At 67.0% G+C, this 24,875-nt stretch carries 24 protein-coding genes and 1 tRNA gene; 14 read left to right on the plus strand and 11 right to left on the minus strand.

The window, feature by feature from the left end:
• Window positions 1-104: 104 nt before the first annotated feature.
• The 7 genes from lolB to ACAD63_RS20355 all read left to right on the plus strand — a co-directional run bounded on the left by lolB (window position 105) and on the right by ACAD63_RS20355 (window position 6,361).
• Complete coding sequence (gene lolB, locus ACAD63_RS20325; RefSeq protein WP_133093633.1) at window positions 105-713, plus strand: lipoprotein insertase outer membrane protein LolB; 609 nt, start codon at window positions 105-107, stop codon at window positions 711-713.
• On the plus strand, window positions 710-1,594 hold the full coding sequence (gene ispE / locus ACAD63_RS20330) for a 4-(cytidine 5'-diphospho)-2-C-methyl-D-erythritol kinase (RefSeq protein WP_135704355.1): 885 nt from the start codon (window positions 710-712) through the stop codon (window positions 1,592-1,594). The genes lolB and ispE overlap by 4 nt, the downstream gene beginning before the upstream one ends.
• A 59-nt stretch (window positions 1,595-1,653) precedes the next feature.
• Window positions 1,654-1,730, plus strand: a tRNA-Gln gene (locus tag ACAD63_RS20335).
• A gap of 97 nt (window positions 1,731-1,827) precedes the next feature.
• On the plus strand, window positions 1,828-2,781 hold the full coding sequence (locus ACAD63_RS20340; protein ID WP_133093631.1) for a ribose-phosphate pyrophosphokinase: 954 nt from the start codon (window positions 1,828-1,830) through the stop codon (window positions 2,779-2,781).
• Between the two features lie 133 nt (window positions 2,782-2,914).
• Window positions 2,915-3,532: a 50S ribosomal protein L25/general stress protein Ctc gene (locus ACAD63_RS20345; RefSeq protein ID WP_133093630.1), complete on the plus strand. Its 618-nt coding sequence runs from the start codon at window positions 2,915-2,917 to the stop codon at window positions 3,530-3,532.
• Between the two features lie 162 nt (window positions 3,533-3,694).
• The gene (gene pth, locus ACAD63_RS20350; protein ID WP_135704353.1) at window positions 3,695-4,291 is read left to right on the plus strand and encodes an aminoacyl-tRNA hydrolase; all 597 of its coding nucleotides are present in this window, start codon (window positions 3,695-3,697) and stop codon (window positions 4,289-4,291) included.
• 207 nt (window positions 4,292-4,498) lie between these two features.
• Complete coding sequence (locus tag ACAD63_RS20355) at window positions 4,499-6,361, plus strand: PhoX family protein (protein ID WP_135704352.1); 1,863 nt, start codon at window positions 4,499-4,501, stop codon at window positions 6,359-6,361.
• A 152-nt stretch (window positions 6,362-6,513) separates the two neighbouring features.
• Here ACAD63_RS20355 and ACAD63_RS20360 read toward each other — a convergent pair whose 3' ends face one another.
• The 5 genes from ACAD63_RS20360 to ACAD63_RS20380 all read right to left on the minus strand — a co-directional run bounded on the left by ACAD63_RS20360 (window position 6,514) and on the right by ACAD63_RS20380 (window position 11,299).
• Window positions 6,514-6,774 (minus strand): YfhL family 4Fe-4S dicluster ferredoxin, encoded by a 261-nt coding sequence (locus tag ACAD63_RS20360; RefSeq protein ID WP_029046762.1) that lies wholly within the window; start codon window positions 6,772-6,774, stop codon window positions 6,514-6,516.
• A gap of 67 nt (window positions 6,775-6,841) precedes the next feature.
• Window positions 6,842-7,327, minus strand: coding sequence for a pantetheine-phosphate adenylyltransferase (gene coaD / locus ACAD63_RS20365; RefSeq protein ID WP_029046761.1), 486 nt, complete (start codon window positions 7,325-7,327; stop codon window positions 6,842-6,844).
• A 239-nt stretch (window positions 7,328-7,566) separates the two neighbouring features.
• On the minus strand, window positions 7,567-8,271 hold the full coding sequence (gene rsmD / locus ACAD63_RS20370; protein ID WP_195430511.1) for a 16S rRNA (guanine(966)-N(2))-methyltransferase RsmD: 705 nt from the start codon (window positions 8,269-8,271) through the stop codon (window positions 7,567-7,569).
• An 88-nt stretch (window positions 8,272-8,359) separates the two neighbouring features.
• A complete protein-coding gene (locus tag ACAD63_RS20375) occupies window positions 8,360-9,751 on the minus strand; it encodes a M16 family metallopeptidase (RefSeq protein WP_133093626.1) in 1,392 nt (463 codons plus the stop codon).
• Window positions 9,752-9,760: 9 nt separating this feature from the next.
• Window positions 9,761-11,299 (minus strand): M16 family metallopeptidase, encoded by a 1,539-nt coding sequence (locus ACAD63_RS20380; protein WP_135704349.1) that lies wholly within the window; start codon window positions 11,297-11,299, stop codon window positions 9,761-9,763.
• Window positions 11,300-11,526: 227 nt separating this feature from the next.
• On the opposite strand from ACAD63_RS20380, the gene ftsY reads away from it, so the two are divergent.
• Entirely contained in the window at window positions 11,527-12,687 is a 1,161-nt protein-coding gene (gene ftsY, locus ACAD63_RS20385) for a signal recognition particle-docking protein FtsY (RefSeq protein ID WP_195430497.1), read from the plus strand.
• Between the two features lie 253 nt (window positions 12,688-12,940).
• Here the strand turns inward: ftsY and maiA are convergent, their stop codons facing one another.
• Both maiA and ACAD63_RS20395 read right to left on the minus strand, forming a co-directional pair.
• The gene (gene maiA / locus ACAD63_RS20390; protein ID WP_133093623.1) at window positions 12,941-13,588 is read right to left on the minus strand and encodes a maleylacetoacetate isomerase; all 648 of its coding nucleotides are present in this window, start codon (window positions 13,586-13,588) and stop codon (window positions 12,941-12,943) included.
• 4 nt (window positions 13,589-13,592) lie between these two features.
• Window positions 13,593-14,294 carry a fumarylacetoacetate hydrolase family protein gene (locus ACAD63_RS20395; RefSeq protein ID WP_133093622.1) on the minus strand — a complete coding sequence of 234 codons (702 nt, stop codon included), beginning with the start codon at window positions 14,292-14,294 and terminating at the stop codon, window positions 13,593-13,595.
• A 241-nt stretch (window positions 14,295-14,535) separates the two neighbouring features.
• Between ACAD63_RS20395 and ACAD63_RS20400 the strand changes: the two genes are divergently transcribed.
• The 5 genes from ACAD63_RS20400 to ybiB all read left to right on the plus strand — a co-directional run bounded on the left by ACAD63_RS20400 (window position 14,536) and on the right by ybiB (window position 19,796).
• Window positions 14,536-15,171: an ANTAR domain-containing response regulator gene (locus ACAD63_RS20400; RefSeq protein WP_133093621.1), complete on the plus strand. Its 636-nt coding sequence runs from the start codon at window positions 14,536-14,538 to the stop codon at window positions 15,169-15,171.
• Between the two features lie 384 nt (window positions 15,172-15,555).
• A complete protein-coding gene (locus ACAD63_RS20405; protein WP_133093620.1) occupies window positions 15,556-16,896 on the plus strand; it encodes a CmpA/NrtA family ABC transporter substrate-binding protein in 1,341 nt (446 codons plus the stop codon).
• A 56-nt stretch (window positions 16,897-16,952) separates the two neighbouring features.
• Window positions 16,953-17,876, plus strand: coding sequence for a nitrate ABC transporter permease (gene ntrB / locus ACAD63_RS20410; RefSeq protein WP_133093619.1), 924 nt, complete (start codon window positions 16,953-16,955; stop codon window positions 17,874-17,876).
• Between the two features lie 18 nt (window positions 17,877-17,894).
• Window positions 17,895-18,698, plus strand: coding sequence for an ABC transporter ATP-binding protein (locus tag ACAD63_RS20415; RefSeq protein WP_133093618.1), 804 nt, complete (start codon window positions 17,895-17,897; stop codon window positions 18,696-18,698).
• Between the two features lie 105 nt (window positions 18,699-18,803).
• Entirely contained in the window at window positions 18,804-19,796 is a 993-nt protein-coding gene (ybiB, locus tag ACAD63_RS20420) for a DNA-binding protein YbiB (protein ID WP_135704343.1), read from the plus strand.
• Window positions 19,797-19,836: 40 nt separating this feature from the next.
• On the opposite strand, the gene ACAD63_RS20425 is transcribed toward ybiB, so the two are convergent.
• On the minus strand, window positions 19,837-20,715 hold the full coding sequence (locus ACAD63_RS20425; protein ID WP_133093616.1) for a pirin family protein: 879 nt from the start codon (window positions 20,713-20,715) through the stop codon (window positions 19,837-19,839).
• A 347-nt stretch (window positions 20,716-21,062) separates the two neighbouring features.
• Here ACAD63_RS20425 and rpoH point away from each other — a divergent pair, with 347 nt between their 5' ends.
• A complete protein-coding gene (gene rpoH, locus ACAD63_RS20430) occupies window positions 21,063-21,992 on the plus strand; it encodes an RNA polymerase sigma factor RpoH (protein ID WP_133093615.1) in 930 nt (309 codons plus the stop codon).
• A 93-nt stretch (window positions 21,993-22,085) separates the two neighbouring features.
• Here the strand turns inward: rpoH and ACAD63_RS20435 are convergent, their stop codons facing one another.
• The 3 genes from ACAD63_RS20435 to ACAD63_RS20445 all read right to left on the minus strand — a co-directional run bounded on the left by ACAD63_RS20435 (window position 22,086) and on the right by ACAD63_RS20445 (window position 24,871).
• The gene (locus ACAD63_RS20435) at window positions 22,086-22,700 is read right to left on the minus strand and encodes an SCO family protein (protein ID WP_133093614.1); all 615 of its coding nucleotides are present in this window, start codon (window positions 22,698-22,700) and stop codon (window positions 22,086-22,088) included.
• A 126-nt stretch (window positions 22,701-22,826) separates the two neighbouring features.
• Complete coding sequence (gene cyoE, locus ACAD63_RS20440) at window positions 22,827-23,771, minus strand: heme o synthase (RefSeq protein WP_133093613.1); 945 nt, start codon at window positions 23,769-23,771, stop codon at window positions 22,827-22,829.
• Window positions 23,768-24,871: a COX15/CtaA family protein gene (locus ACAD63_RS20445; RefSeq protein WP_195430494.1), complete on the minus strand. Its 1,104-nt coding sequence runs from the start codon at window positions 24,869-24,871 to the stop codon at window positions 23,768-23,770. Before ACAD63_RS20445 ends, cyoE begins: the two co-directional genes overlap by 4 nt.
• Between the last annotated feature and the right edge of the window lie 4 nt (window positions 24,872-24,875).

The following is a 24,875-nucleotide window of genomic DNA, read 5'->3' on the forward strand; positions in this document are numbered from 1 at the left end:
ATCCCGTGCCCCCGCTTGCCGCGCGCTTGCGTTGCCAGGCGCGGCACGGGATTTCCGTCAGTCCGGCGGCCGCCGCCGCGCGCCGCCGCTCCACGACCATGCCCATGAATCGAACCAGACGCCTGGCACTGCTTTGCCTGGGCGCCCCATTGCTGCTGCAGGCGTGCGCCAGCGTGGCACCGTCGCGCGGCTTCGATGCCGGCGAATCCAGCGCAAGCCGGCAATACACCGGCCGCTTCTCGGCCAACTACCAGCGCTACGGCCGCGACGAAGGCGTGACCGGCAGCTTCCGCTGGGAAGAGCAAGGCCGCAACGTGCGGCTCGACCTGGTCTCGCCGCTGGGCCAGACGCTGGCAGTGGTCACCGCCACGCCGTCCGGCGCCACGCTGGACCTGCCCAACCAGCCGCCGCGCAACGCGCCCGAGGTCGACACGCTGATGGAAGACGCGCTCGGCTTCGCGCTGCCGGTGGCCGGCATGCGCGACTGGCTGCATGGCCGCGCCGCGCAGGGATCGCCCGCGCGCGCCACGCGCGACGAGCAGGGGCGCCTGTCGACGCTGGCGCAGAACGGCTGGACCGTGCGCTACGTCGCGTGGCAGGACACGCAGCCCGCAAGCACCGCCGCGGCGCTGCCGCGCCGCATCGACCTCGCGCGCGACTCCGGCAGCAATCCGCTGTCGGTGCGGCTCGTCATCGATCCCCAGACGCCATGACCCCTGACCGGACCCCGGCACTGCCGCCACCCGAACTGCGCGACTGTCCCGCGCCCGCGAAACTCAACCTGTTCCTGCACGTGACCGGGCGCCGCGCCGACGGCTACCACACGCTGCAGACCGTGTTCCAGCTGGTCGACTGGAGCGACACGCTGCATTTCCGCCGGCGCGACGATGGCATCGTGGCGCGCATCACCGACGTGCCCGGCGTGCCCGCCGACAGCGACCTGGTCGTGCGCGCCGCGCGCGCGTTGCAGGCTGCCACGGGCACCCCCTTCGGCGCCGACATCGAGATCGACAAGGTGCTGCCGATGGGCGGCGGCATCGGCGGCGGCTCGTCGGATGCCGCGACCACGCTGCTGGCGCTGAACCACCTCTGGGGCCTGGGCCTGTCGCGCGAGGAGCTGATGCGCATCGGCCTGGCGCTGGGTGCGGACGTGCCGGTGTTTGTGTTCGGCCAGAACGCATTCGCCGAGGGCGTGGGCGAGCAGCTGACCGCGGTGGAGCTGCCCGAAAGCTGGTTCGTGGTCATCCATCCGAAACAGCATGTGCCGACGTCTGAAATTTTTTCGGACCAGCGCTTGACAAGGGATACGCCCATCTCCATAATTGCGGTCTTCGCTGCTCGCACAAACAAATTCGATTTCGGTCGCAACGACCTGGAACCGATAGCAACAGCGAAGTTCGGCGAAGTCGCCCGAGCCCTGGAATGGCTGAAGCAATACAATCAGCATGCCAGGATGACCGGATCCGGAGCCTGCGTGTTTGCGCGTTTTCCTGACGCAAAGACAGCGCAGCAGGTTTTGGAAAGGTTGCCTCCCGAATGGGATGGCAGGTGTGTGAGGAGTCTGGCACATCACCCGCTCGCAGCGCTCGCATAGCAAGTTATCGTTCGGCGCGGTACGGTAGTTTGGTACCACGAAGAACGGCCCGGTTGTGTAGGGGAGTCGCCAAGTTGGTCAAGGCACCGGATTTTGATTCCGGCATTCGAAGGTTCGAATCCTTCTTCCCCTGCCATTACTTCCTATAGTGTCCTAACGGAACACGATATCTTCCAAGTCACCGGCTTCGCCGGTGACACCAAGCTCCCCCAGCAGCAAGACAGGTGCCCCGAATGAGCAGCGACGGCTTGATGGTATTTACCGGCAACGCCAACCCCAAACTCGCGGAGGCTGTCGTACAGCACCTCGGCATTCCGCTAGGCAAGGCCCAGGTTGGCCGTTTCTCCGACGGTGAAGTCCAGGTTGAAATCCAGGAAAACGTTCGCGGCAAGCACGTCATCGTGCTGCAGTCCACCTGCGCGCCGACCAACGACAACCTGATGGAACTGATGGTGATGGTCGACGCGCTCAAGCGCGCCTCGGCACGCAGCATCACCGCCGCCATGCCCTACTTCGGCTATGCCCGCCAGGACCGCCGCCCGCGTTCGGCGCGCGTGGCAATCTCGGCCAAGGTCGTGGCCAACATGCTGGAAGTCGCCGGCGTCGAGCGCGTGCTGACGATGGACCTGCATGCCGACCAGATCCAGGGCTTCTTCGATATTCCCGTCGACAACATCTACGCATCGCCGGTACTGCTGGGCGACCTGCGCGAGAAGAACTACGGCGACCTGCTGGTGGTCTCGCCTGACGTCGGCGGCGTGGTCCGTGCGCGTGCGCTGGCCAAGGAACTGAACTGCGACCTGGCGATCATCGACAAGCGCCGTCCCAAGGCCAACGTGGCCGAGGTGATGAACATCATCGGTGAAGTCGAAGGCCGCAACTGCGTCATCATGGATGACATGATCGACACCGGAGGCACGCTGTGCAAGGCCGCCCAGGTGTTGAAGGAACGTGGCGCGCTGAAGGTGTTTGCGTACTGTACGCACCCGGTGCTGTCCGGCGGCGCCGCTGCCCGCATCGCCGATTCGTCGCTGGACGAAGTGGTGGTGTGCGACACCATCCCGCTGTCGGAAGAAGCGGCCAAGTGCGGCAAGATCCGCCAGCTCTCGACCGCCCCGCTGCTGGCCGAGACCTTTACCCGCATCGTCAAGGGCGACTCGATCATGTCGCTGTTTGCGGGTTCCTGATAGAATTTAATGCTTTGCTGCGTTGGCAGCCGTTTTGCGGCGGCCAGCGTGACTTGATCGGCGCTGATTCTGTTTTTCACGCCGCAACGAGGCTGTCTGGTCGCGGACGGCCTTCTTTACTTTTGGAGTCATCATGAAAGTTGTCGCTTTCGAGCGTAGCGTACAGGGTACGGGTGCGAGCCGCCGCCTGCGCAATTCGGGCAAGACCCCCGGCATCATCTACGGCGGCGCCGCCGAGCCGAAGATGATCGAACTGGATCACAACGCGCTGTGGCACGCCCTGAAGAAGGAAGCGTTCCACTCGTCGATCCTGGACCTGGAAGTCGCTGGCAAGTCGGAAAAGGCCCTGCTGCGCGCATTCCAGATGCACCCGTTCAAGCCGCTGGTGCTGCACGTCGATTTCCAGCGCGTGTCGGCCAACGACAAGATCCACGTCAAGGTGCCCCTGCACTTCATGAACCAGGAAACCGCTCCTGGCGTGAAGCTGGGCCACGGCCTGGTCAACCACATCGTCAACGACCTGGAAGTGTCGTGCCTGCCGGCCGACCTGCCCGAGTTCATCGAAGTGGACGTCGGCGCGATGGAACTGGGCCAGACCCTGCACCTGGCCGACCTGAAGCTGCCGAAGGGCGTGACCGTCATCACCCACGGTGACGAGAACCCCGCCATCGCCAGCATCTCGCTGCCGGCTGGCGCCGCTTCGGCCGCCGAAGGCGCTGCCGAGGGCGAAGGCGAAACGCCGGCTGCCTGAGCTGCTGCTGCAGCGGGCGCGGCTTCCGGGCCGCGCCACTGAGAAAACCGCCGCCCTTCGCGGCGGTTTTTTTTCGACCCCGCCGAACCGGCACCTGGCTGGATTTTCGGTATCCTTGGCGCCTGTGGCGCAGTCCTGCGCGCCAACGACTCAGTCAATCGCATGATCAAGCTCATCGTCGGCCTCGGCAATCCCGGTGCGGAATACGAGGCCACCCGGCACAACGCCGGCTTCTGGCTGGTGGACCAGCTTGCCCGCATGGGCGGCGCCACGCTGCGCGTGGAAGGCCGCTTTCACGGGCTGGCCGCGCGCGCGCGGCTGTGGGACCAGGACATCTGGCTGCTCAAGCCCTCGACCTTCATGAACCGCTCGGGGCTGGCCGTGGTCTCGCTGGCACGCTTCTACAAGATCCTGCCCGACGAGATCGTCGTCGCCCATGACGAGATGGACCTGCCGTCCGGCACCGTCAAGCTCAAGCGTGGCGGCGGCGCGGGCGGCCACAATGGCCTCAAGGACATCTCGGCCCACCTGACCACGCAAGACTACTGGCGGCTGCGCATCGGCGTTGGCCATCCGCGCAATGCGCCTGGCGGCGCCGGCGCTGGCCGCGAGGACGTAGTCAACTTCGTGCTCAAGCCGCCGCGCAAAGAGGAGCAGGAGGCGATCGAGGCGGCCATCGACCGCAGCATCGATCCGCTGGGGCTGCTGGCGCGCGGCGATGCCGAACGCGCGATGGCGCAGCTGCACACCACTCGCTGAAGGTGGGCAGCGCAGGCACATTCCTGCGACATCCATGTGACACGGGCCGCACACGCGGCCCGTTTGTCGTTGGCGCGCTGCAACTCTTATGTTGCAGACAAGCTGTCATCAAACTTCCATGGGCAGTCCCTACATTGCGGGGTTTCCACCGCGCCGGCATCACATCGTAGCCGGCGCGCATGACAAACCCGCAAGAGAGGAAAGCCCATGTCGTACCTGACCGATGAAGCGCGCGCCGCCGGCCGTGCTGCCAAGCCTGACGTTGACGTGCCCGGCCAGCGGCTGGAAGACATCGTTGCGGCCAACCCGGCCCGCCGCCGCGTGCTGCGCGGCGGCGTGGGCCTGTCGCTGTTCTCCGCCTTCGGCAGCGGCCTGCTGGCCGCCTGCGGTGGTGGCGACGATCCTGCGCCGGCGCCCGCACCTGCCCCCGCTCCGGCGCCGGCCCCCGGTCCGGCACCTGGCGCGGTCACGCCGAGCTATGAGGTCACCTTCGAGCCGGTCGCCAAGTCGACCGCCGACGCGGTGGTCGTGCCGAACGGCTACAGCGTCGACGTGCTATTTTCCGCCGGCGACCCGGTCGAGGCCGGCGCCACCGGCTATGCCGGCGCGTTCCAGTCGTCGGCCGAAACCGAGCGCCAGGCCGGCGGCAACCACGACGGCATGCACTTCTTCGCGCTGTCGGGTGTCGATCCGCAGAAGGGCGGCCTGCTCGCCATCAACCACGAACTGCCGGACTACAACATCCTGTTCGCCGGCGGCACCTACAGCGCAGGCACCGCCACGCCGGAGCAGAAGCGCATCGCGCTGTCGGCGGTCGGCATCTCGGTGATCGAGGTCGAACTGGCTGCCAGCGGCAAGTGGCAGGTCAAGCGCGACTCGATCTACAACAAGCGCTACACCGGCAACACGCTGTACCGCGTGGGTGGTCCGGCCGCTCCGGTGGTGGGCCCGACCGTGGTTGGCATGCTGAACAACTGCTCAAGCGGGTACACGCCCTGGGGCACCTACCTGACCTGCGAAGAAAGCACGGACAACTACCTGGATCCGATCCAGGATGAGAAGGGCTACGGCTGGGTCGTCGAGATCGACCCGTACGGCACGCTGGGCGCGCCGGCCAAGCGCACCGCGATGGGCCGCTTCGACCATGAGAACGTTGCCTTCATGACCGACACCGGCAACAACGTGGCCTTCTACATGGGCGACGACGGCACGCCGGGCTGCATCTACAAGTTCATCCCGAGCAAGGCGTTCGACCCCAACGATCGCGCCGCCAACGCCAACCTGCTGGACAGCGGCACGCTGTACGTGGCGAAGTTCAACGCCGACGGCAGCGGGCAGTGGATCGAGCTGACGCAAGGCAAGAACGGCCTGACCGTCGGCGCCTCGGATCCGGGCAACTGGACCCAGTTCGCCACCGCACCGGCACCGACCACGGTCGACTTCGCCACGCAGGCCGACGTGCTGGTCAACACCAAGGCGGCCGCGCGCGTGGCCGGCGGCACGCTGATGGACCGCCCGGAATGGATCACGGTCGGCCTGGACAAGACCGTCTACTGCACGCTGACCAACAACAGCGGCCGCCAGCAAACCGACGCCGCCAACCCGCGCGTGCAGAACCTGCACGGCCACATCGTCCAGTGGAAGGAAGCCGGCGACTCGCCGCTGGCCACCACCTTCACCTGGAGCATCCTGCTGCAGGCCGGCGACCCGTCGCTGGCCACGGACAACCTGAAGGGCAACATCAACGGCGATACCTTCTCGAGCCCGGACGGCCTGCGCGTGGACCCGAAGGGCCGCCTGTGGGTGCAGACCGACTCGAGCACCAGCTCGACCTACACCAACACCTTCGGCAACAACAGCATGTACTACATCTCGCCGACGGGGCAGTCGAAGCGCTTCCTGGTGGGACCGAAGGGTTGCGAGATCACCGGCATCGCCTACACGCCGGACCTGACCACCTGCTTCATCAACATCCAGCACCCGACCGGCCAGTGGCCGGACGCCGCCAAGCCGCCGCGCTCGTCGACCATCGTCGTGCGCCGCACGGATGGCAAGCCGATGGGTGCGTGACCGCGTTGTACCGTGTAGTGTCGTAGTACCGTAGTAACTGGGGAAAAGTTAAGCCCCCGCCACCTTGCGGTGACGGGGGCTTTTTTTACCTCTGAGTGCAGTGCGACTTGGTGCGGCGTGGTGCGAAGCGATGCGGGCCGACGGCCAGCCGATCAGGCAGCGTGCTTGGCCGCGGTCAGCAGCCGGTAGCGCTGCATCAGCACCTCTTGCGACTCCACCCGGTTCGGATCCTTGGGGATGCAGGCGACCGGGCAGACCTGCTGGCATTGCGGCTCGTCGAAGTGTCCTACGCACTCGGTGCACTTGTTGGGGTCGATTTCATAGATCTCGGGCCCCATCGAAATGGCTTCGTTCGGGCACTCGGGTTCACAAACGTCGCAGTTGATGCAGTCGTCGGTGATCATCAGCGCCATGGTGTTTCCTTCCTGCGGACACGCCCGCGCCCGACTGGCCGCGGTCTGACGTGTCTGAAGCCGTATTTTATTCCGGTTTGGCGATTTTCTCTTGCAGCCAGCGCTCCACCGACGGGAACACGAACTTGCTGACATCGCCGCCCAGCACCGCGATCTCGCGCACGAAGGTGCCGGAGATGAACTGGTACTGGTCCGACGGGGTCAGGAACATGGTTTCCACGTCGGGCAGCAGGTAGCGGTTCATGCCCGCCATCTGGAATTCGTACTCGAAGTCGGACACCGCGCGCAGGCCGCGCACTATCACGCGCGCATTGTTCTTGCGCACGAAGTCCTTGAGCAGCCCGGCGAATCCTTCCACGCGGACGTTGGGATAGTGCCCGAGCACTTCGCGGGCAATGCCGATGCGCTCGTCGAGCGAAAAGAACGGGCGCTTGTTGGGGCTGTGCGCCACGCCGACCACCAGTTCGTCGAAGATGTTCGACGCACGGCGGACCAGATCCTCGTGTCCCCGGGTCATTGGATCGAAGGTGCCGGGATAGACCGCGATGACCATACTTCCTCCTTGATCTGCCCGCTGCCGGCCGTTGTGGCCGCCTCGTTCGCCGGCCGGACCGGCGCGGGTGCTGCGTCGCGAGCGTTGTGACAGCGGCGTAGTGTAACCCTAAATGCGCCACTTGGAAGGCGGGCGGCACACCGTTTTGCGGCACTGCACCCAAGAATCCGTTCCGCAATCGGGAAGGTGCCCTTAGCGCATGGCGAAACTGGAGCTTCGCGCAATCCCGGAGCAGGCCGTCAACCGGCGCCGTTGCCGTGCTGTGGGTGCTGGCGGTGCTGCAGCAGATGGAAATGCACCGCGCCGGCGCGCGCATGGCGCACGATCTCAAGCGATGCCGGGACCGGGGCGTCGACGCCGGTCAGCGCATGGTCGGTTTCGACATAGACGGCGCCACCGGGCCGCAGCAGCCGCGCGGCATGCTCCAGCGACGGGCCGATCCAGTCCTCGGCAAAGGGCGGGTCCAGGAACACCACGTCGAAGCTGCCGTCGGGCAGCTGCGCCGCGACCGTAAAGGCATCGCCCTGCACGACGCGCACCTGGCTGGCATCGAGCCGGTACTGGTTGTCGCGCAGCTGCCTGGCTGCGCGCGGGTTGAATTCCACCAGCGTTACTGCAGCCGCGCCGCGGGAGGCGGCTTCGAAGCCGAGCGCGCCGGAGCCGGCGAACAGGTCCAGGCAGGCTAGCCCCGACAGGTCCTGGCCGAGCCAGTTGAACAGGGTTTCGCGCACGCGGTCGGGCGTCGGACGCAAACCCTGAGCGTCCGGCACCGGCAGCAGCGTACGCTTCCAGCGCCCGCCGATGATGCGGACCTGGGACGGCGCCTGGCGCGGCACCGGGCGCGGAGGGGCTGCGGGAGAACGTCCGCCGGCGGCAGCGGCCGGCGCGGAGGAAGGAGTACGCCCGCCGGGAGCGGGCGAAGGCAATCGGGAACGCGAATTCATCCCGTGATTGTAGAGCCTGCGGGACGGTTCGCCGCAGCCACGCGTGAGGCCGCGCGCATAGGCGGACCCGCGCGTTGAGGCGCCTGCATCACTTCCGCGATGCGGTCGGCGCGCTTCCCACCGGGCCGCCGACGATCACCGTGGCCATGCCGTCCGGGCGCACATGGCGCTGGAAGGCCGCCCTGACCTGCTCGCGGGTGACCTTGCCGACCTGCGCGGTCCAGGTGTCAAGATAGTCCAGCGGCAGTCCGTACCAGCCGATATTGGCAACGTTCGTCAGCAGCTTGCGGTTGTTGTCGATGCGCAGCGGGAAGCCGTTGATCAGGTTGTCCTTGGCCGCGCGCAGTTCCTTGTCGGTCGGCCCTTCCGCGACAAAGCGCGCCAGCACCTGGCGCACCAATGCCAGCGCTTCATCGGTCTGCGCCTTCTTGGTCTGCAGGCTGATGCCGAACGGCCCCGGCTGTTTCGACGGCGCGAAATAGCTGTCGACACCGTAGGTCAGTCCGCGCTTCTCGCGCACCTCGTCGGTCAGGCGCGAACTGAAACCGCCGCCGCCAAGCACGTAGTTGCCCACCAGCAGCGCGAAGTAGTCAGGGTCGCCGCGCGCGATCGACGGCTGGCCGATGGCCACGCTCGATTGCTGCGCCGGATGCGGCAGGCGCTGCTCGCTGGCCGGGATGTTGAGCTTGACCTGCGGCAGCGCCGGGGCGGCACTGCCCTGCGGCAGCCCGCTCGTAAGCCGCTCGGCAAGGGCTTCGGCCTGCTTGCGGTCGATGGCGCCGATCAGCGTCACCACCGCGCGCTGCGCGCCGTAGTTGTCGCGCCAGAATCTGGCGATGTCATCGCGCGTGATCGACTGCACGCTCTCCGGCGTAGCCGCGATGCCGTAGGGATGGTCCGGGTACATGGCCCTGGACAGCGCCTTGTCGGCAATCACCCCCGGCTTGGTGTCGGCCTCGCGGATGGCGGTGATCAGGCGCTGCTTCTCGCGCCCGACCACGGCGTCCGGGTAGGTCGGCGCCTTGATCAGCTGCGCGGCCAGCGCCACCGACTGGTCCAGCTCGGGTTGCGCGGTCAGCGTGCGCAGCCCGATGCCGCCGCGGTCGCCGCCCGCCGCGCCGCCGAAAGCCGCTCCGGTATCGGCAAAGGCGTCGGCAATCTGCGCCTCGTCACGGGCCGGCTGGCCGTCCTGCGCGCCCGCGCCCTTGTCCAGCAGCGCCGCCGTCAGCGTCGCCAAGCCGGCCTTGCCGGGCGGGTCATAGCGGCTGCCGGCATCGAAGTCGATATTGACGTCGAGCATCGGGATCGACGGGCTGTGGACAAAGTACACGCGCGCGCCGGTGGATGCGGTCCAGTGCTCGATCGGGATCGCGGCCTGGGCCAGCTGCGCGGCCAGCAGCATGGCGGCGCCGAGCGCCGCGCCGGCCAGCATGCGCAGCGTGCGGGGCCGCGCATTGAATGAAGTGGCGGACTGGGACATGGTCGTTCCTCAGTGGCGCAGGCCCGACGGGGCCTGGGTCTTGGGCTTGTTCGGATCGATCGGCTGCGGCACCAGCGTGGCCACGGTCAGGTTATCGTCGTTGAAATACTTCGAGGCGACTGCCTGCACCTGCGCCGGCGTGACGGCCTTGATCTTGTCGAGCATACGGTCGATCTGGCGCCACGAGAGATCAGAAATCTCGGATACGCCGATCTCCATGCCTTGCCCGAACACCGAATCGCGCTTGTAGATCTGCCCGGCCACCACCTGCGCCTTGACCCGCTTGAGCTCTTCCGGCGAGACCCCTTCCTTGGCAATGCGCTGGATCTCGGCGCGCAGGGCGCGCTCGATCTCGTCGGTGCTGTGGCCGGCCGCGGGCGTGCCGTCGAGGACGAACAGCGACTCGCCGCGGTTGATGCTGTCGTAGCCGACGTTGACGTCGTCGGCCAGGCGCTGCTCGCGCACCAGTTCGCGCGTCAGGCGGGCATTGTCGTAGCCGTTGAGCACGGCCGCCAGGACTTCCAGCGCGTACGGGTCGACGTCCTTCTCGACATCGCGCAGCCGCGGCACCTTGTATGCCATCACCATGTACGGGTTCTCGGCCGGTGCCTTGACCCAGATGCGCTTGATGCCCTTCTGCTCCGGCTCTTCCTGGTCCTTGCGCAGCGGCAGCGTGCGCGGCTTGAGCTTGCCGTAGTAGCGCTGGGCGAGCGCGCGCACTTCCTCGGCCTTGACGTCGCCGGTGACGATCACCATCGCGTTGTTCGGCACGTACCACTGGCGGTACCAGTCCTTGACGTCCTCGACCCGCATATTGACCAGGTCGTCCATCCAGCCGATCACCGGATGGCGATACGCCGCCGCGGTATAGACGGTGGCGAGCAGTTGTTCATAGACGGTGCCGCGCGACGAGTCGTCGGTGCGCAGGCGGCGCTCTTCCATCACCACCTTCATCTCGCGGTCGAACTCGTCCTTTTTGATGATGAGGTTGGCCATGCGGTCGGCCTCCAGCTCCATCATCTTCGGCAGGTACTGCTTGCCGATCTGCTGGTAGTACATGGTGAAGTCGCGGTTGGTCAGGGCGTTCTCGCGCCCGCCCAGTGCCGCCACCTGCTTGGAGAACTCGCCCACGCCGACCTTGGGCGTGCCCTTGAACATCATGTGCTCGAGCATGTGGGCCACGCCCGTGGTGCCGCTGACTTCGTCGATGCCGCCGACGCGGTACCAGATCTGGTGCGCCACCGTGGGCGCCCGGTGGTCTTCCTTGACGATCAGCCGCAGGCCGTTGGAGAGCCGGTATTCGGTGGTGCCATGCGCGGTGGCGCCGGCGGGCGCGGTCTGCGCGGAAGGCATCGGCGATCCGACCACGCCTTGGGCGCCGGCCGGCAATGACCAGGGGAGCAGGCCGAGCAGCAACGCCGGGACGATGCGCCGCGCCAGGCGCGCGGCGCCGGCTGGAAGTGCTGAGGACGTAGGCTGGGAATGCCGTTGGATGCGTGCTTGGGCACCTTCGGCGCCCGCCGCGGTCAGGACAGCGCAATGGTTCATGCGACCCCGTCTGCTAGAATTTTGCCGATCGATCCGCGCGGGCGGCATGCGCGCGCGGATCAGCCATGTAGCGAACTGATGTAGCGAACTATACGCAATCGCCGGCCGGGACCACAACGGGTTCTCCCCGACCTTCGCGATGTCAGCGTAAGCCCTTGATTATTAACCGGTCGCCTGCCGGCAGTGTGCCACCAGGGTAGCGGCCCCGGTATTGACTCCATTCCCCAATGTTTAGTTTCTGGAAGAAGCGCAAGGCCGAGCCCGCGTCCGTCGAAACGCCAGCGCCGGCACCCGCGCCGCTGGAGGCGCCCGCGCCCACCCCCACGCCTGCCCCGGCCCCTACCCCGGCTCCGGTCCCGACGCCGACACCAGTCCCCGCCCAGGTGCCGCCCCCGGCGCCGGCCCCCGTGGCCGTGTCCCAGGCCGCGCCCGAGGCCGCCACCATCGAAACGCTTGAACTGGTCCCCCCGCCCGCCACCAGCGCCGAAGCCCGGCAAGGATGGATGCAGCGGCTGCGTACCGGCCTGTCCAAGACCAGCCGCAACATCGGCACGCTGTTCGTCGGCGTCAAGGTCGACGAGGCGCTGTTCGAGGAGCTGGAGACCGCGCTGCTGATGGCCGACGCGGGCGTGGAAGCCACCGAATATCTGCTCGCCGAGCTGCGCAAGCGGGTCAGGTCCGAGCGCATCGAATCGGCCGAAGGCGTCAAGGCCGCGCTCAAGACGCTTCTGACCGACCTGCTGCGCCCGCTGGAAAAGACCATGGCGCTGGGCCGCGAACAGCCGCTGGTGATGATGATCGCGGGCGTCAACGGCGCCGGCAAGACCACCAGCATCGGCAAGCTGTGCAAGCACTTCCAGCGCTACGACCAGAAGGTGCTGCTGGCCGCCGGCGATACCTTCCGCGCCGCCGCGCGCGAACAGCTGACGATCTGGGGCGAGCGCAACAACGTCACGGTGGTGGCGCAGGAAAGCGGCGACCCCGCCGCGGTGATCTTCGACGCGGTGAACGCGGCCAAGGCGCGCGGCATCGACATCGTGATGGCCGATACCGCCGGCCGCCTGCCGACGCAGCTGCACCTGATGGAAGAGCTGAAGAAGGTCAAGCGCGTCATCAGCAAGGCCATGCCGACCGCGCCGCATGAGGTGCTGCTGGTGATCGACGCCAATACCGGCCAGAACGCGCTGCAGCAAACCCGCGCCTTCGACGATGCGCTGGGGCTGACCGGCCTGGTCGTGACCAAGCTGGACGGGACAGCCAAGGGCGGCATCCTGGCGGCGATCGCACGCCAGCGCCCGGTGCCGGTGTACTTCATCGGCGTGGGCGAGAAGGTGGAGGATCTGCAGCCGTTCAAGGCGGAGGAATTCGCCGAAGCGCTTCTGGGATAAGCATCCAGAACAACGCCGAGGCCAACGGTTTTGGGTGCTCCCAAGCCGCCCGAGCTAGCCTTAGCAAGGTGTTCTCCCTCTCCCCTCATGGGGACAGGGTTGGGGTGAGGGGTGGTCTAGCAAGGAACCGTGAAGCGAGACCAGCGGTTTGAACCCACAGGCGTCAGCCGTTGAGACCCTCCAGCCCTCACCCCTGCCCCTCTCCCGCAAGCGGGAGAGGGGAGCAAACCCTCAGCACATCAAAGCAACACGCTCACTCCGCGTCCGGCTGCGCCTTCGGCTCCGCCTTCTGGAACGCCTCCATCGCCATGCACGCTTCGTAGATCCTCGCGATCGCCGGATAGCGGCTCACGTCGACATTGAAGCGCTGCGCATTGAACACCTGCGGCACCAGGCAGATATCGGCCAGCGTCGGCGTATCGCCAAGGCAGAAGCGCCCCGCCTTGCCGCCGCGCGCCAGGTTGGCCTGCAGCGACTCGAAGCCCAGCTCGATCCAGTGGCGGTACCACGCGTCCTTGACCTCGTCGGTCACACCCACCTTGTGCTTCAGGTACTTGAGCACGCGCAGGTTGTTCAGCGGATGGATCTCGCACGCGATTTCCTGCGCCAGCCCGCGCACATAGGCGCGGTCCAGCGCCGTGCCGGGCAGCAGCTTCGGCTCGGGATGGACTTCGTCCAGGTATTCGACGATGGCCAGCGATTGCTGCAGCACGTTGCCGTCGTCGGCCAGCGCCGGCACCAGGCCGTCAGGGTTCACCGCGCGGAATTCGGGCTTGAGCTGCTGGCCGCCGTCCTTGAGCAGGTGCACCGGCACGTATTCGTACGGCAGCCCCTTCAGTTCCAGCGCGATGCGCACGCGGAACGAGGCTGAGCTGCGGAAGTAGCTGTAGAGCTTGAGCATCGGATCAGACTACCTTGATGGTGAGGTCGCCCACGCCGCCGACGTGGCATTGCATGACATCGTCCTTGACCACCGGGCCCACGCCTTCAGGCGTACCGCTGAAGATCAGGTCGCCCGGCTGCAACTCGAACAGCCTGGACAGGTACGACACCATCTCCGGCACCGACCAGATCAGGTCCGACAGGTCGCCGCGCTGCTTCTCCACGCCGTTGACCGACAGCGTCACTTCGCCCTTCTGCGGATGGCCGATGGCCGAGACCGGCACGATCGGGCCGATCGGCGCCGACTTGTCGAAGGCCTTGCCGGTTTCCCAGGGGCGGCCGGTTTTCTTGGACTCGTTCTGCAGGTCGCGGCGGGTCATGTCCAGGCCCACGGCGTAGCCGAACACGTGCTGCGCGGCGCTTTCCACAGGGATGTCGCGCCCGCCCGTGCCGATCGCCACCACCAGCTCCACTTCATAGTGGCAGTTGCTGGTGCCCGGCGGGTACGGGAACGCCCCTTCGGTGCCGTCGGCGACGTAGCTGACCGCGTCGGCCGGCTTGCAGAAGAAGAACGGCGGTTCGCGGTCGGGGTCCGAGCCCATTTCGCGGGCATGGGCAGCATAGTTGCGGCCGACGCAGTACACGCGGCGGACCGGGAAGCTAGCGTCGCTGCCACGCACCGGCACCCCAACGGGGGCCGGCGGGGCGAACACGAATTCGGTCATGCATCTCTCCAGATTTTTTCTGATCGGTCCCGCAGCCGGGATGCGAGGGTGTGCATCGCGGCGTCGCCAGCAGACGCCCCCGGCGCGGCAGGGCCACAGGATACACCGCGCGCGGTGGGCTGCGTACGACGGCATACAATGAATCCAGGCGGGCCCGCGACCACTCTGCACCACGGCAGTGCAGCGTGGACCGCCGAACCCGGCGCGAATCTTGCATGGCGCACTGCAACAGAATCAAGCCATGACCCGACGCCATCCGCCCCCATCGCCATCGACGCCTGCCCCCGCCGCCGGTCGGGCGCTGCGTATCCTGCTGGTGCGCGATCCCCTTGACGGTAACCCACTCAACGTCGAGACCATCCGCAACGGACTGGTCAGCGCGGGCTTCAGCGAGATCCAGATCGTCGATGCCGACTTGCGGCTGCCGGACGTGATCACCGCGACCCAGCCCGACATGCTGATCATCGCCTCGGAATCGGCCGCGCGCGACACCATCGAGCACGTCTGCGTCTCGACCCAGCATGCGCCGCGCCCCATTGTGCTGTTCACCGACAACGACGACAGCCAGCGCATCAAGGCCGCGCTGTCGGCGGGCATCACCGCCTATATCGTCGACGGCCTGCGCGCCGAGCGCGTCAAGACGGTGCTCGACGTCGCCTATGCCCGCTTCGAGCTGGACCAGCAACTGCGCGCCGAACTCGACGCCACCCGCCTCAAGCTGGCCGAGCGCAAGGTGGTCGAGCGCGCCAAGGGCCTGCTGATGCAGGCGCGCGGCATCACCGAGGACGAGGCCTACAAGCGCCTGCGCAGCATGGCGATGGAGCGCGGCCTGAAGCTGGTCGATGCAGCCCAGCGCGTGATCGACGTCATGGGCTGAACGCCCGCCTGCCGGCCGCGTGGCGCCACAGCCCGCGGCTGGTGCAATGCACGATACTGGCGCTGCCCCAAAGCGAATCCTTCGCGCCCCGCCGTCCTCGGCTCTGCCCCGGGATGCGGCAGCGCAGCCGGCGCACGCACCGCGTTCGCTCATTTCATCCCGAAGCATCACTCCGCCGGCACGGTTCCGCCCCGAAATGCTGCACCGCACAGGCTGGCACACGCCTTGCGATATGCAGGCATCGGCCAACGGCGGCCGATCACAATTTAGGCGGACCCAGCCAACGCAGGCTGCGTCACGCCATGGACAACGGCGTCCCTGCACCGTACCCGTCTTCTGGCGAAGCCGGCACGGACGGGGACGCTTTTTTCTTGGAGTTTCGCAATGCCCTCTCGCCTCAGGATTGCCAAGCCGCTGCACGCGGCGGTGAACGCCTCCGAAGCCGCCTCGGCGGCCGCAGCCGACGCGGTGCCGGCCAGCAGCGGCCGCCGCCGCGCGCTGGCGACCATCGCCGGCGCCAGCGTGATGACGCTGGTCGATCCGCTGGTGCGCGCCGGGGCGTGGGCGGCGGGCTCCGACGCCCCCGAGAAGACCGACGTGCGCATCGGCTTCATCCCGCTGACCGACTGCGCCTCGGTGGTGATGGCGTCCACGCTCGGCCTCGACAAGAAGTACGGGATCAAGATCACGCCGACCAAGGAAGCCTCGTGGGCCGGCGTGCGCGACAAGCTGGTCAACGGCGAGCTCGACGCCGCGCACGTGCTGTACGGCCTGATCTACGGCGTGCAGCTCGGCATCGGCGGCCCCAGGAAAGACATGGCGGTCCTGATGAACCTGAACTACAACGGCCAGGCCATCACGCTGTCGTCCAAGCTGGCCGAGAAAGGCGTGCGCGACGGTGCCAGCCTGAAGGCGCTGATGATGAAGGAAAAGCGCGACTACACCTTCGCGCAGACCTTCCCCACCGGCACGCACGCGATGTGGCTGTACTACTGGCTCGCGGCCAACGGCATCAACCCGATGCAGGACGCCAAGGCCATCACCGTGCCGCCGCCGCAGATGGTGGCCAACATGCGCGTGGGCAACATGGACGGCTTCTGCGTGGGCGAGCCCTGGGGCGCGCGCGCCATCGCCGACAAGATCGGCTTTACCGCCGAGACCACCCAGTCGATCTGGAAGAACCATCCGGAGAAGACGCTCGGCACCACCGCGGAATTCGTGCAGAAGTACCCCAACACCGCGCGCGCGATGGTGGCTGCGGTGCTGGAAGCGTCCAAGTTCATCGACGCTTCGGCCTCGAACCGCCGCAAGACCGCCGAGACCATCGCCGCCAAGTCCTACGTCAACACCGACATGGACATCATCCTGGACCGCATGCTTGGCCGCTACAGCAACGGCCTGGGCAAGACCTGGGACGATCCCGATGCCATGAAGTTCTACCAGGACGGCAGCGCCAACTACCCGTTCCTGTCCGATGGCATGTGGTTCCTGACCCAGCACAAGCGCTGGGGCCTGCTCAAGGAGCACCCCGACTACCTGGCCGTGGCGAAGCAGGTCAACCGCATCGACATCTTCAGGCAGGCCGCCACCGCGGCGCAGGTGCCGCTGCCCAAGGGCGACTTCCGTACCGCAAAGCTGATCGACGGCGTGGTCTGGGATGCCACCAAGGACCCGAAGGCGTATGCCGACGGCTTCAAGATCAAGGCCGGCGCGCAGAACGCTTGACCACAGGCCGCCACCACCCCACCGATCCGCAGCGCCCCTGGATAAAGGAGCCCGATGTGAATGCCATCGCCCACACCGCGCCTGAAGGCGCCAATGCTGCCAATGTCGCCGCCACCGACACCGACATCAAGGAACGCGCACGGCGGCGCGAGCTGGAAATCGCCGCGCAGGAACGGCGCGCACAACGCCACGCACAACGCCAAGACCTGCTCGGCGCGCTGGTGCTCAAGGCCGTGCCGCCGATCCTGGGCTTTGCCGTGTTCGTGATGGCCTGGCACGGCATCGCCACACTGATCCCGGCGATTCCGACGCCGGGTGCAACGTGGAACGCGGCGGTGCCGCTGTTCTCCGACCCGTTCTACCGCAACGGCCCCAACGATCAGGGCATCGGCTGGAATGTGCTGGCGTCGCTGGCGCGCGTGGCCGCGGGCTTCGGCCTGGCCGCCGTGATCGGCATTCCGGCGGGCTTCCTGATCGGGCGCTTTGCATTCCTGAACGCGATGGCGTCGCCCGTGATCAGCCTGCTGCGGCCGGTCTCGCCGCTGGCGTGGCTGCCGATCGGGCTGCTGCTGTTCAAGGCTGCCAACCCGGCGGCGATCTGGGCCATCTTCATCTGCTCGATCTGGCCGATGGTGATCAACACCGCGGTAGGCGTCACGCGCGTGCCGCAGGACTACCTGAACGTGGCGCGCGTGCTTGACCTGTCGGAATGGAAGGTGTTCACGCGGGTGCTGTTTCCCGCGGTGCTGCCCTACATGCTGACCGGCGTGCGGCTGTCGATCGGCACGGCGTGGCTGGTGATCGTCGCGGCCGAGATGCTGACCGGCGGCACCGGCATCGGCTTCTGGCTGTGGGACGAGTGGAACAACCTGAAGGTCGAGCACATCGTGATCGCGATCTTCGTGATCGGCATCATCGGACTGATGCTCGAGCATGCATTGCTGGCACTGGCACGGCGCTTCAGCTACGGCGCCAACTAAAAGCGAGGGAGAGACGCCATGGACAAGTTCGTCAGCATCGAGAACGTCGGACAGACCTTCAAGACGCGCAAAGGGCCGTTCGTCGCCCTGCGCGACATCAACCTTCAGATCGCCGAGGGCGAGTTCATTACGCTGATCGGCCACTCCGGCTGTGGCAAGTCCACGCTGCTGAACCTGATCGCGGGGCTGGCCACGCCGACCACCGGCGCGCTGATCTGCGCCGGGCGCGAGATCGCCGGACCCGGGCCGGAGCGCGCCGTGGTGTTCCAGAACCATTCGCTGCTGCCGTGGCTGACCTGCTTCGAGAACGTCTACCTGGGCGTGGAGCGTGTGTTCGGTGCCAGCGAAGGCAAGGCTGAACTGAAGACGCGCACGCACGAGACGCTGGCACTCGTGGGCCTGACGCACGCCGAGGGCAAGTATCCGCACGAGATCTCCGGCGGCATGAAGCAGCGCGTCGGCATTGCCCGCGCGCTGGCGATGGCGCCCAAGGTGCTGCTGATGGACGAACCCTTCGGCGCGCTCGATGCCCTGACCCGCGCACACCTGCAGGACGAACTGATCAAGATCGTGGCGCGCACGCGCAGCACGGTGGTGATGGTCACGCACGATGTCGACGAGGCCGTGCTGCTCGCCGACCGCATCGTGATGATGACCAACGGCCCGGCCGCCACCATCGGCGAGATCCTCAGGGTGGACCTGCCGCGCCCGCGCGACCGCGTGGCGCTGGCCGACGACAAGGACTACCACGCCTGCCGTACCGCGGTGCTGGACTTTCTCTACCGCAAGCAGCGCAATCCCGCGCTCCAGGAAGCAGCCTGAGCGTGCTCCCCGCCGTCGCGCTCGTCCGTGGCAACGGGCGGCGATGGGCGCGACGGCGCTGCTCCGCTATCATGAACCCAGAACAGACTCCTCCCCCAAGCCGCCATGACCACGCCAGCCAACCCGTTTTCCGCCGCCCGCTATATCAAGGAAGTCGGCCGTGGCGTCAACGGCGCGCGCGCGCTGCCGCGCGACGACGCCAAGACCCTGTTCGACGCGATGCTGGCTGGGCGCGTGTCCGACCTGGAGCTGGGCGCGATCCTGATGGCCTACCGCATCAAGGGCGAGGCCCCGCACGAACTGGCCGGCATGCTCGAGGCCGCCCATGCGCACTGCCAGCCGCTGCCCGCGCCGCCCGAGCGCCAGGTGGTAGTGATCCCCAGCTACAACGGCGCACGCAAGCAGCCGAACCTGGTGCCGCTGCTGGCGCTGCTGCTGGCTCGCGACGGCATCCCCGTACTGGTGCACGGGACGCGCGTCTTCAATGACCGCATCACCAGCATGACCCTGTTCGAGGCGCTGGGCATTCCCCTGTGCGCCAGCACGGCCGAAGCCTCGGCACGGCTGCGCGAGACCGGCGGCGACGGCCCGCTGGCGGTGCTGCCGGTCGATGTGCTGTCGCCGGGCCTGTCGCAGCTGCTGGAGCGGCGCACCGTGATCGGCTTGCGCAACTCGTCGCATACCGTGGCCAAGATGCTGCAGCCGGTGGGCGAGCACGCGCCGGCTGAAGGCTTGCGGCTGTATAGCTATACCCACCCGGAATACCGCGAGACGCTGACCGACTATTTCTCTCACGAGCCGGCCAACGTGCTGCTGGCACGCGGCACCGAAGGCGAAGTGGTGGCCGATGCGCGCCGCAGCGGCCGCATCGACTGGCTGCATGAAGGGCACCAGCAGACGCTGGTCGATCCCTCCGGCGGATCGCTGGCCGAAGTGCCGGATCTGCCGCCCGGCAATGATGCCGGCCTGACCGCGGCATGGATCCGGCGCGTGCTCGATGGCGCCGTGCCGGTGCCGGCGCCAATCGCCACGCAGGTCGAAGCCATCCGCGAGTGCCTGAAGCTCGGCACCCGCGTCACCTGGGCCAGTCCGGTCTAAACGCGCGGTCTGAGCGCGGTCTGAGCCCGGACCGCCCGGTTCAGGGCTTGCGCGCCGGCAGCGGGATGCGCTCGCGCTCGTCGCCCGGCACGCGCGGAAACTGGTCGTCCTCCCAGCGTCTGGCAGCGGACTCGATGGCTTCCTTGCTGCTGGCCACGAAATTCCAGTAGATGAAGCGGCGGCCGTCGGTCGGGTCGCCTCCCAGCAGCATCACGCGCGAAGGCGCCGTCGCCATCAGCAGCGCCGGCTGCCCGGGCGTCAGCACCACCATGTGCTCGGCCGGCAGCGGCTCGCCGTCCAGCGACACCGCGCCGTCCACCGGGTAGATGCCGCGCTCGGCATGGTCGGCGGGGATCTCCACGCTCGCGCCCGCATCCAGCTCGATCGCCACGTACAGGGTGCGGCTGAAGACCTTGACCGGCGAAGTCTTGCCGAAGGCATCGCCGGCGATCACCACCATGCGCACCCCCGGCCGCTCGATGCGCGGCAGCGTTGCAGCGGGATGGTGGAAGAAGGACGGTTCGTCGGTCTCGTGCGACTGCGGCAATGCCACCCATGTCTGGATGCCGTGCAGGCGCGCGCCGTCGGCGCGCGCGGAATCGGGCGAGCGCTCCGAATGGACGATGCCGTGGCCGGCAGTCATCCAGTTGACGTCGCCCGGCCGGATCGCCTGCTCGCTGCCGAGACTGTCGCGGTGAATGATCTCGCCTTCGAACAGGTATGTGACGGTCGCCAGCCCGATATGCGGATGCGGGCGCACATCGGCACCCTCGCCCGGCGGCATCTGCACCGGCCCCATATGGTCGAAGAAGATAAATGGCCCGACCGTCTGGGTCGCAGCGGCCGGCAGCAGGCGGCGCACGGTGAAATCGCCCAGGTCGCGCACATGCGGTTTCAACAAGTGTTCGATAGCAGACATAGCTCCTCCGGAGTATGAGAGATCGGCAAGCGTGCCAGCTTGCCGCCGCTTGCGTCGAGTGTAGCCGCTGGCGCAACAAATCATTCCACTGGCATGCAGAACCGGCGGGCACACATTCGCTCTAACACGAGTGTACCCAGCCACGAGTATCCCCGAAGCCGCTTCATAGCGTTATTGCTATTCTATGCGGTGAGTCAATCGACGGGAACTATCAAGACCGTTGGGACTCCAATTAGCACTCACCCGGATGGAGTGCTAAGATGTGTTGCAGTGCCGCCGCCGTTCCCACAAGGACGTGCGGGACATGACCCGGCAACCCAACCGCCGGATGCGAAAGGAGCGATTGAGTGAACGCAGTCTTGTCTGCCGAACAAACCCTGACGACTAGCCGTCTGCCGACGGCGCCCCGTAGCGGGAGCAGCTTTGCGCTGACCTTCCCGGCGACCGTGGGCAATCTCGACAGCTATATCCAGGCTGTCCACCGAATTCCGTTGCTGACCGCGGAGGAAGAGCAGCGCCTGGCGCGCGATCTCCGCGATAACGATTCCGTCGATGCCGCCCGCCAGCTGGTGATGTCCCACCTGCGACTGGTGGTGTCGATCGCCCGCCAGTACCTGGGCTATGGCCTGCCGCACGCCGACCTGATCCAGGAAGGCAATATCGGCCTGATGAAGGCCGTGAAGCGCTTCGATCCCGAGCAGGGCGTACGCCTGGTCTCGTATGCGATGCACTGGATCAAGGCCGAGATCCACGAGTACGTGCTGAAGAACTGGCGCATGGTCAAGGTGGCAACCACCAAGGCCCAGCGCAAGCTGTTCTTCAACCTGCGCAGCCACAAGCAGGGTTCGCACACGTTCACGCCGGAGCAGGTCGAGGCCGTGGCGCGCGAGCTGAACGTGAAGCCGGAAGAAGTAATGGAGATGGAAACCCGCCTGTCGGGCGGCGACCTCGCGCTGGAAGGCCAGGTCGACGACGGCGAAGAGGAATTCGCCCCCATCGCCTACCTGGCTGACAACCACAACGAACCCACGCGCGTGCTGGAAGCCAAGCGCCAGGACCGCATGCAGGTCGAAGGCCTGGAAGAAGCGCTGGGCCGGCTGGACGAGCGCAGCCGCCGGATCATCGAGGCGCGCTGGCTGAACGTGGCCGACGACGGCTCGGGCGGCGCCACGCTGCATGAGCTGGCCGCCGAGTTCGGCGTCTCGGCGGAGCGCATCCGCCAGATCGAAGCCGCGGCGATGAAGAAGATGAAAGGGGCGCTGCAGGCATTTGCCTGATGCCGGGCACCCATGCAAAAAGCCGGTCCAAGTGGACCGGCTTTTTTTTGCCTGCGATCGCAGCGGTGCGACGTTATGCCGCACCGTCAGGCGTCAGGAAAGCAGCTGCTTCAGGTCGTGCGCGATCGGCTCCGGCCCCTGGCCGTGGCGGATGAACAGCCGCAGCCGGCCTTCCGGATCGAATACATAGCTGCCCGCCGAGTGATCCACCGTGTAGTTGTTGGGCGAGCTGCCCGGCACCTTGGCGTAGAACACCTTGAAGTCCTTGGCCAGCTTCTGCAGCGCGGCGTCGTCGGCCGGGCGCAGGCCCAGGAAGCGCGGGTCGAATGCTGGGACGTACTGCGCCAGCAGCGCCTGCGTGTCGCGCTCCGGATCGACCGTGACGAACAGCACCTGGACGCGGTCGGCATCGGGGCCCAGCTGCTCCATCACCGCCTTGAGCTCGGCCATGGTGGTCGGGCATACGTCGGGGCAATGGGTGTAGCCGAAGAACATCACCACCGCCTTGCCCTTGAAGTCGGCAATGGTGCGGACTTTGCCATTGTGGTCGGGCAGCGAGAAATCCTTGCCGAAATCCGCCGCGCCGCTGATATCGACATTGCGGAACGACGCCTTCTGCTGGCCGCAGGCTGCCAGCGCCAGCGCGAGCGCGGCAACCAGGGAAAAGCGGCGGAAGGCTGAGAACAGGCCGGAAGCGGGTCTGGGCATGCGCGAAAGCTTGTGTGGAACGATCAGCAATGGAAAGGTCGGCGAAAGCACCCAGTATCGCCGATGGCGCCGCCGCGCTGCGCCGGCCGCGACAAGATGACGCAGCCCGCAGCGTGGCAAGGCCGGTCAGACCTGCGGCACGAACTTGAAGTAATGGTCGACCAGCAGCGCCGCGAACAGCAGCGACAGGTACAGGATCGAGAAGCGGAAGGTGCGCTGCGCCAGCTCGTCCGAGTAATTGCGGTACATCTTCCAGGCATAGGCCAGGAAGCCGCCGCCCAGCGCCAGCGCGGCCACCAGGTAGATGTAGCCGCTCATGCCGTAGACGAACGGCAGCAGCGTCGCCGCGATCATGATCAGCGTGTACAGCAGGATATGCAGCAGCGTGTAGCGCTCGCCGTGGGTGACCGGCAGCATCGGCAGGCCCGACTTGGCATAGTCGGCGCGCCGGTACAGCGCCAGCGCCCAGAAGTGCGGCGGCGTCCACGTAAAGATGATCAGCACCAGGAACCAGGCCTCGGCCGGCACTTCGCCGGCGACGGCGGCCCAGCCCAGCGCCGGCGGCATAGCGCCGGACAGCCCGCCGATGACGATGTTCTGCGGCGTGGCCGGCTTGAGCAGGATGGTGTAGACCACCGCATAGCCCAGGAAGGTGGCGAAGGTCAGCCACATCGTCAGGTCGTTGGCGAACTCGTGCAGCATCCACATGCCAGCGCCGCCAAGGATGGCGGAGAACACCAGCGTCTGCGGGGTGGTGATCTCGCCGGTGGCGGACGGGCGCCAGGCGGTGCGGCGCATCAGCGCATCGATCTTCTGCTCGACCAGGCAATTGATGGCAAAGGCGGCGCCGGCAAGCAGCCAGATGCCTGCGGCACCGCCGATCAGCACGCGCCACGGCACCATGCCGGGCGTGGCCAGGAACATGCCGATGATGGCGCAGAAGACTGCCAGCTGCGTCACGCGCGGCTTGGTCAGGGCGGCATATTGCCGGGCCAGGTGCCGTATCCGGCTCAGCTTGCCCAGTGAATGAGGGTGTGTAGCGGTAACCACGGAAGGGGTCTTGTCTTTCATGTGGCGCGGGCGGCGTTCGGCATGGCTTTGGGGGCGCCGGCGGCCCGGGTCGCGAGCCCTATATTGTAGTGGAGGCGGACCAGCAGCAGCAGGAGCACCGCCGCGCCGCCGTTGTGGGCGACCGCCGCCACCAGGGGCCAGTCGAACACGATATTGGACATCCCGGTGGCCAGTTGCAGCACCAGCATGCCGAGCAGCCAGCCTGCCTGCCGGTGCAGCCCGTCGAGCCGGCGCGCACGCAAGCCGAACCACGCCAGGTAGCCCAGCACCACGAATGCAAAGCCCCGGTGCACCCAGTGGATCGCAACCAGCGCAGCGTGCGGGATGTAGTCGCCAGCGGCCGTCATGCCAAGCTGGCGCCACAGCGTGAAGCCGTGCCGGAAGTCCATCTCGGGCACCAGCTGGCCGTTGCACAGCGGGAAATCCGTGCAGGCGAGCACCGCGTAGTTGGTGCTGACCCAGCCGCCCAGGAAAATCTGGATCACCAGCAACAACAGGCCGATGCGAACCGGCCAGTGCAGCCGCGCCGCCTCGGGTACGACCGGGTGCGGCGGGTCGCTGCGCGAGCCCAGCTGGATCAGCGCGGCCAGCAGTGCCATGCCCAGCATCAGGTGCGTGACCACGATGATCGGCTGCAGCTTCATGGTCACGGTGAACGCGCCGAATGCGCCCTGCACGCACACCAGCACCAGCACGCCGGTGGCGAACCATGGCGATTGCTTCAGCTCGCGGCGCTTGACCCATGCCAGCACCATCAGCGCGATGATCAGCACGCCCACCGCCATGGCGAAGTAGCGATGGATCATCTCGATCCACGCCTTCATCAGCGTCACCGGACCGCTGGGCAGCGCGGTCTCGGCCGCCCGGATCGGCTCCATCGCGGCATGCGGGTTGGAGTGTCCATAGCAGCCCGGCCAGTCCGGGCAGCCCAGGCCGGAGTCGGTCAGCCGCGTGAAGCTGCCGAACATGATCAGGTCCAGCGTCAGGAAGGCGGTGATCCAGACCAGCTTGCGGTATTTGTTGCGATCGCCCTTGACCAGCACGTAGCTGAGCGGCAGCAGTGCGATCAGGACGCCGATGACGGCCAGTTGCAGCAGCATGCCC

The sequence above is a fragment of the Cupriavidus sp. a3 genome (assembly GCF_051015765.1).
Taxonomy (GTDB): Bacteria; Pseudomonadota; Gammaproteobacteria; order Burkholderiales; family Burkholderiaceae; genus Cupriavidus; species Cupriavidus oxalaticus_A.

Bases quoted from the DNA above. Each gene is read 5' to 3' on its own strand.
- ACAD63_RS20435 (WP_133093614.1), bottom strand. From the start codon at position 22,700: ATGCCCAGACCCGCTTCCGGCCTGTTCTCAGCCTTCCGCCGCTTTTCC.
- ACAD63_RS20380 (WP_135704349.1), bottom strand. From the start codon at position 11,299: ATGAACCATTGCGCTGTCCTGACCGCGGCGGGCGCCGAAGGTGCCCAA.
- ispE (WP_135704355.1), top strand. From the start codon at position 710: ATGACCCCTGACCGGACCCCGGCACTGCCGCCACCCGAACTGCGCGAC.
- ACAD63_RS20400 (WP_133093621.1), top strand. From the start codon at position 14,536: ATGACCCGACGCCATCCGCCCCCATCGCCATCGACGCCTGCCCCCGCC.
- ACAD63_RS20345 (WP_133093630.1), top strand. From the start codon at position 2,915: ATGAAAGTTGTCGCTTTCGAGCGTAGCGTACAGGGTACGGGTGCGAGC.
- ftsY (WP_195430497.1), top strand. From the start codon at position 11,527: ATGTTTAGTTTCTGGAAGAAGCGCAAGGCCGAGCCCGCGTCCGTCGAA.
- ACAD63_RS20445 (WP_195430494.1), bottom strand. From the start codon at position 24,871: ATGCTGCTGCAACTGGCCGTCATCGGCGTCCTGATCGCACTGCTGCCG.
- ACAD63_RS20405 (WP_133093620.1), top strand. From the start codon at position 15,556: ATGCCCTCTCGCCTCAGGATTGCCAAGCCGCTGCACGCGGCGGTGAAC.
- ACAD63_RS20360 (WP_029046762.1), bottom strand. From the start codon at position 6,774: ATGGCGCTGATGATCACCGACGACTGCATCAACTGCGACGTTTGTGAA.
- ACAD63_RS20395 (WP_133093622.1), bottom strand. From the start codon at position 14,294: ATGACCGAATTCGTGTTCGCCCCGCCGGCCCCCGTTGGGGTGCCGGTG.
- ACAD63_RS20355 (WP_135704352.1), top strand. From the start codon at position 4,499: ATGTCGTACCTGACCGATGAAGCGCGCGCCGCCGGCCGTGCTGCCAAG.
- ACAD63_RS20425 (WP_133093616.1), bottom strand. From the start codon at position 20,715: ATGTCTGCTATCGAACACTTGTTGAAACCGCATGTGCGCGACCTGGGC.
- cyoE (WP_133093613.1), bottom strand. From the start codon at position 23,771: ATGAAAGACAAGACCCCTTCCGTGGTTACCGCTACACACCCTCATTCA.
- ACAD63_RS20340 (WP_133093631.1), top strand. From the start codon at position 1,828: ATGAGCAGCGACGGCTTGATGGTATTTACCGGCAACGCCAACCCCAAA.
- pth (WP_135704353.1), top strand. From the start codon at position 3,695: ATGATCAAGCTCATCGTCGGCCTCGGCAATCCCGGTGCGGAATACGAG.
- ybiB (WP_135704343.1), top strand. From the start codon at position 18,804: ATGACCACGCCAGCCAACCCGTTTTCCGCCGCCCGCTATATCAAGGAA.
- lolB (WP_133093633.1), top strand. From the start codon at position 105: ATGAATCGAACCAGACGCCTGGCACTGCTTTGCCTGGGCGCCCCATTG.
- rsmD (WP_195430511.1), bottom strand. From the start codon at position 8,271: ATGAATTCGCGTTCCCGATTGCCTTCGCCCGCTCCCGGCGGGCGTACT.
- coaD (WP_029046761.1), bottom strand. From the start codon at position 7,327: ATGGTCATCGCGGTCTATCCCGGCACCTTCGATCCAATGACCCGGGGA.
- maiA (WP_133093623.1), bottom strand. From the start codon at position 13,588: ATGCTCAAGCTCTACAGCTACTTCCGCAGCTCAGCCTCGTTCCGCGTG.
- ACAD63_RS20375 (WP_133093626.1), bottom strand. From the start codon at position 9,751: ATGTCCCAGTCCGCCACTTCATTCAATGCGCGGCCCCGCACGCTGCGC.
- ACAD63_RS20415 (WP_133093618.1), top strand. From the start codon at position 17,895: ATGGACAAGTTCGTCAGCATCGAGAACGTCGGACAGACCTTCAAGACG.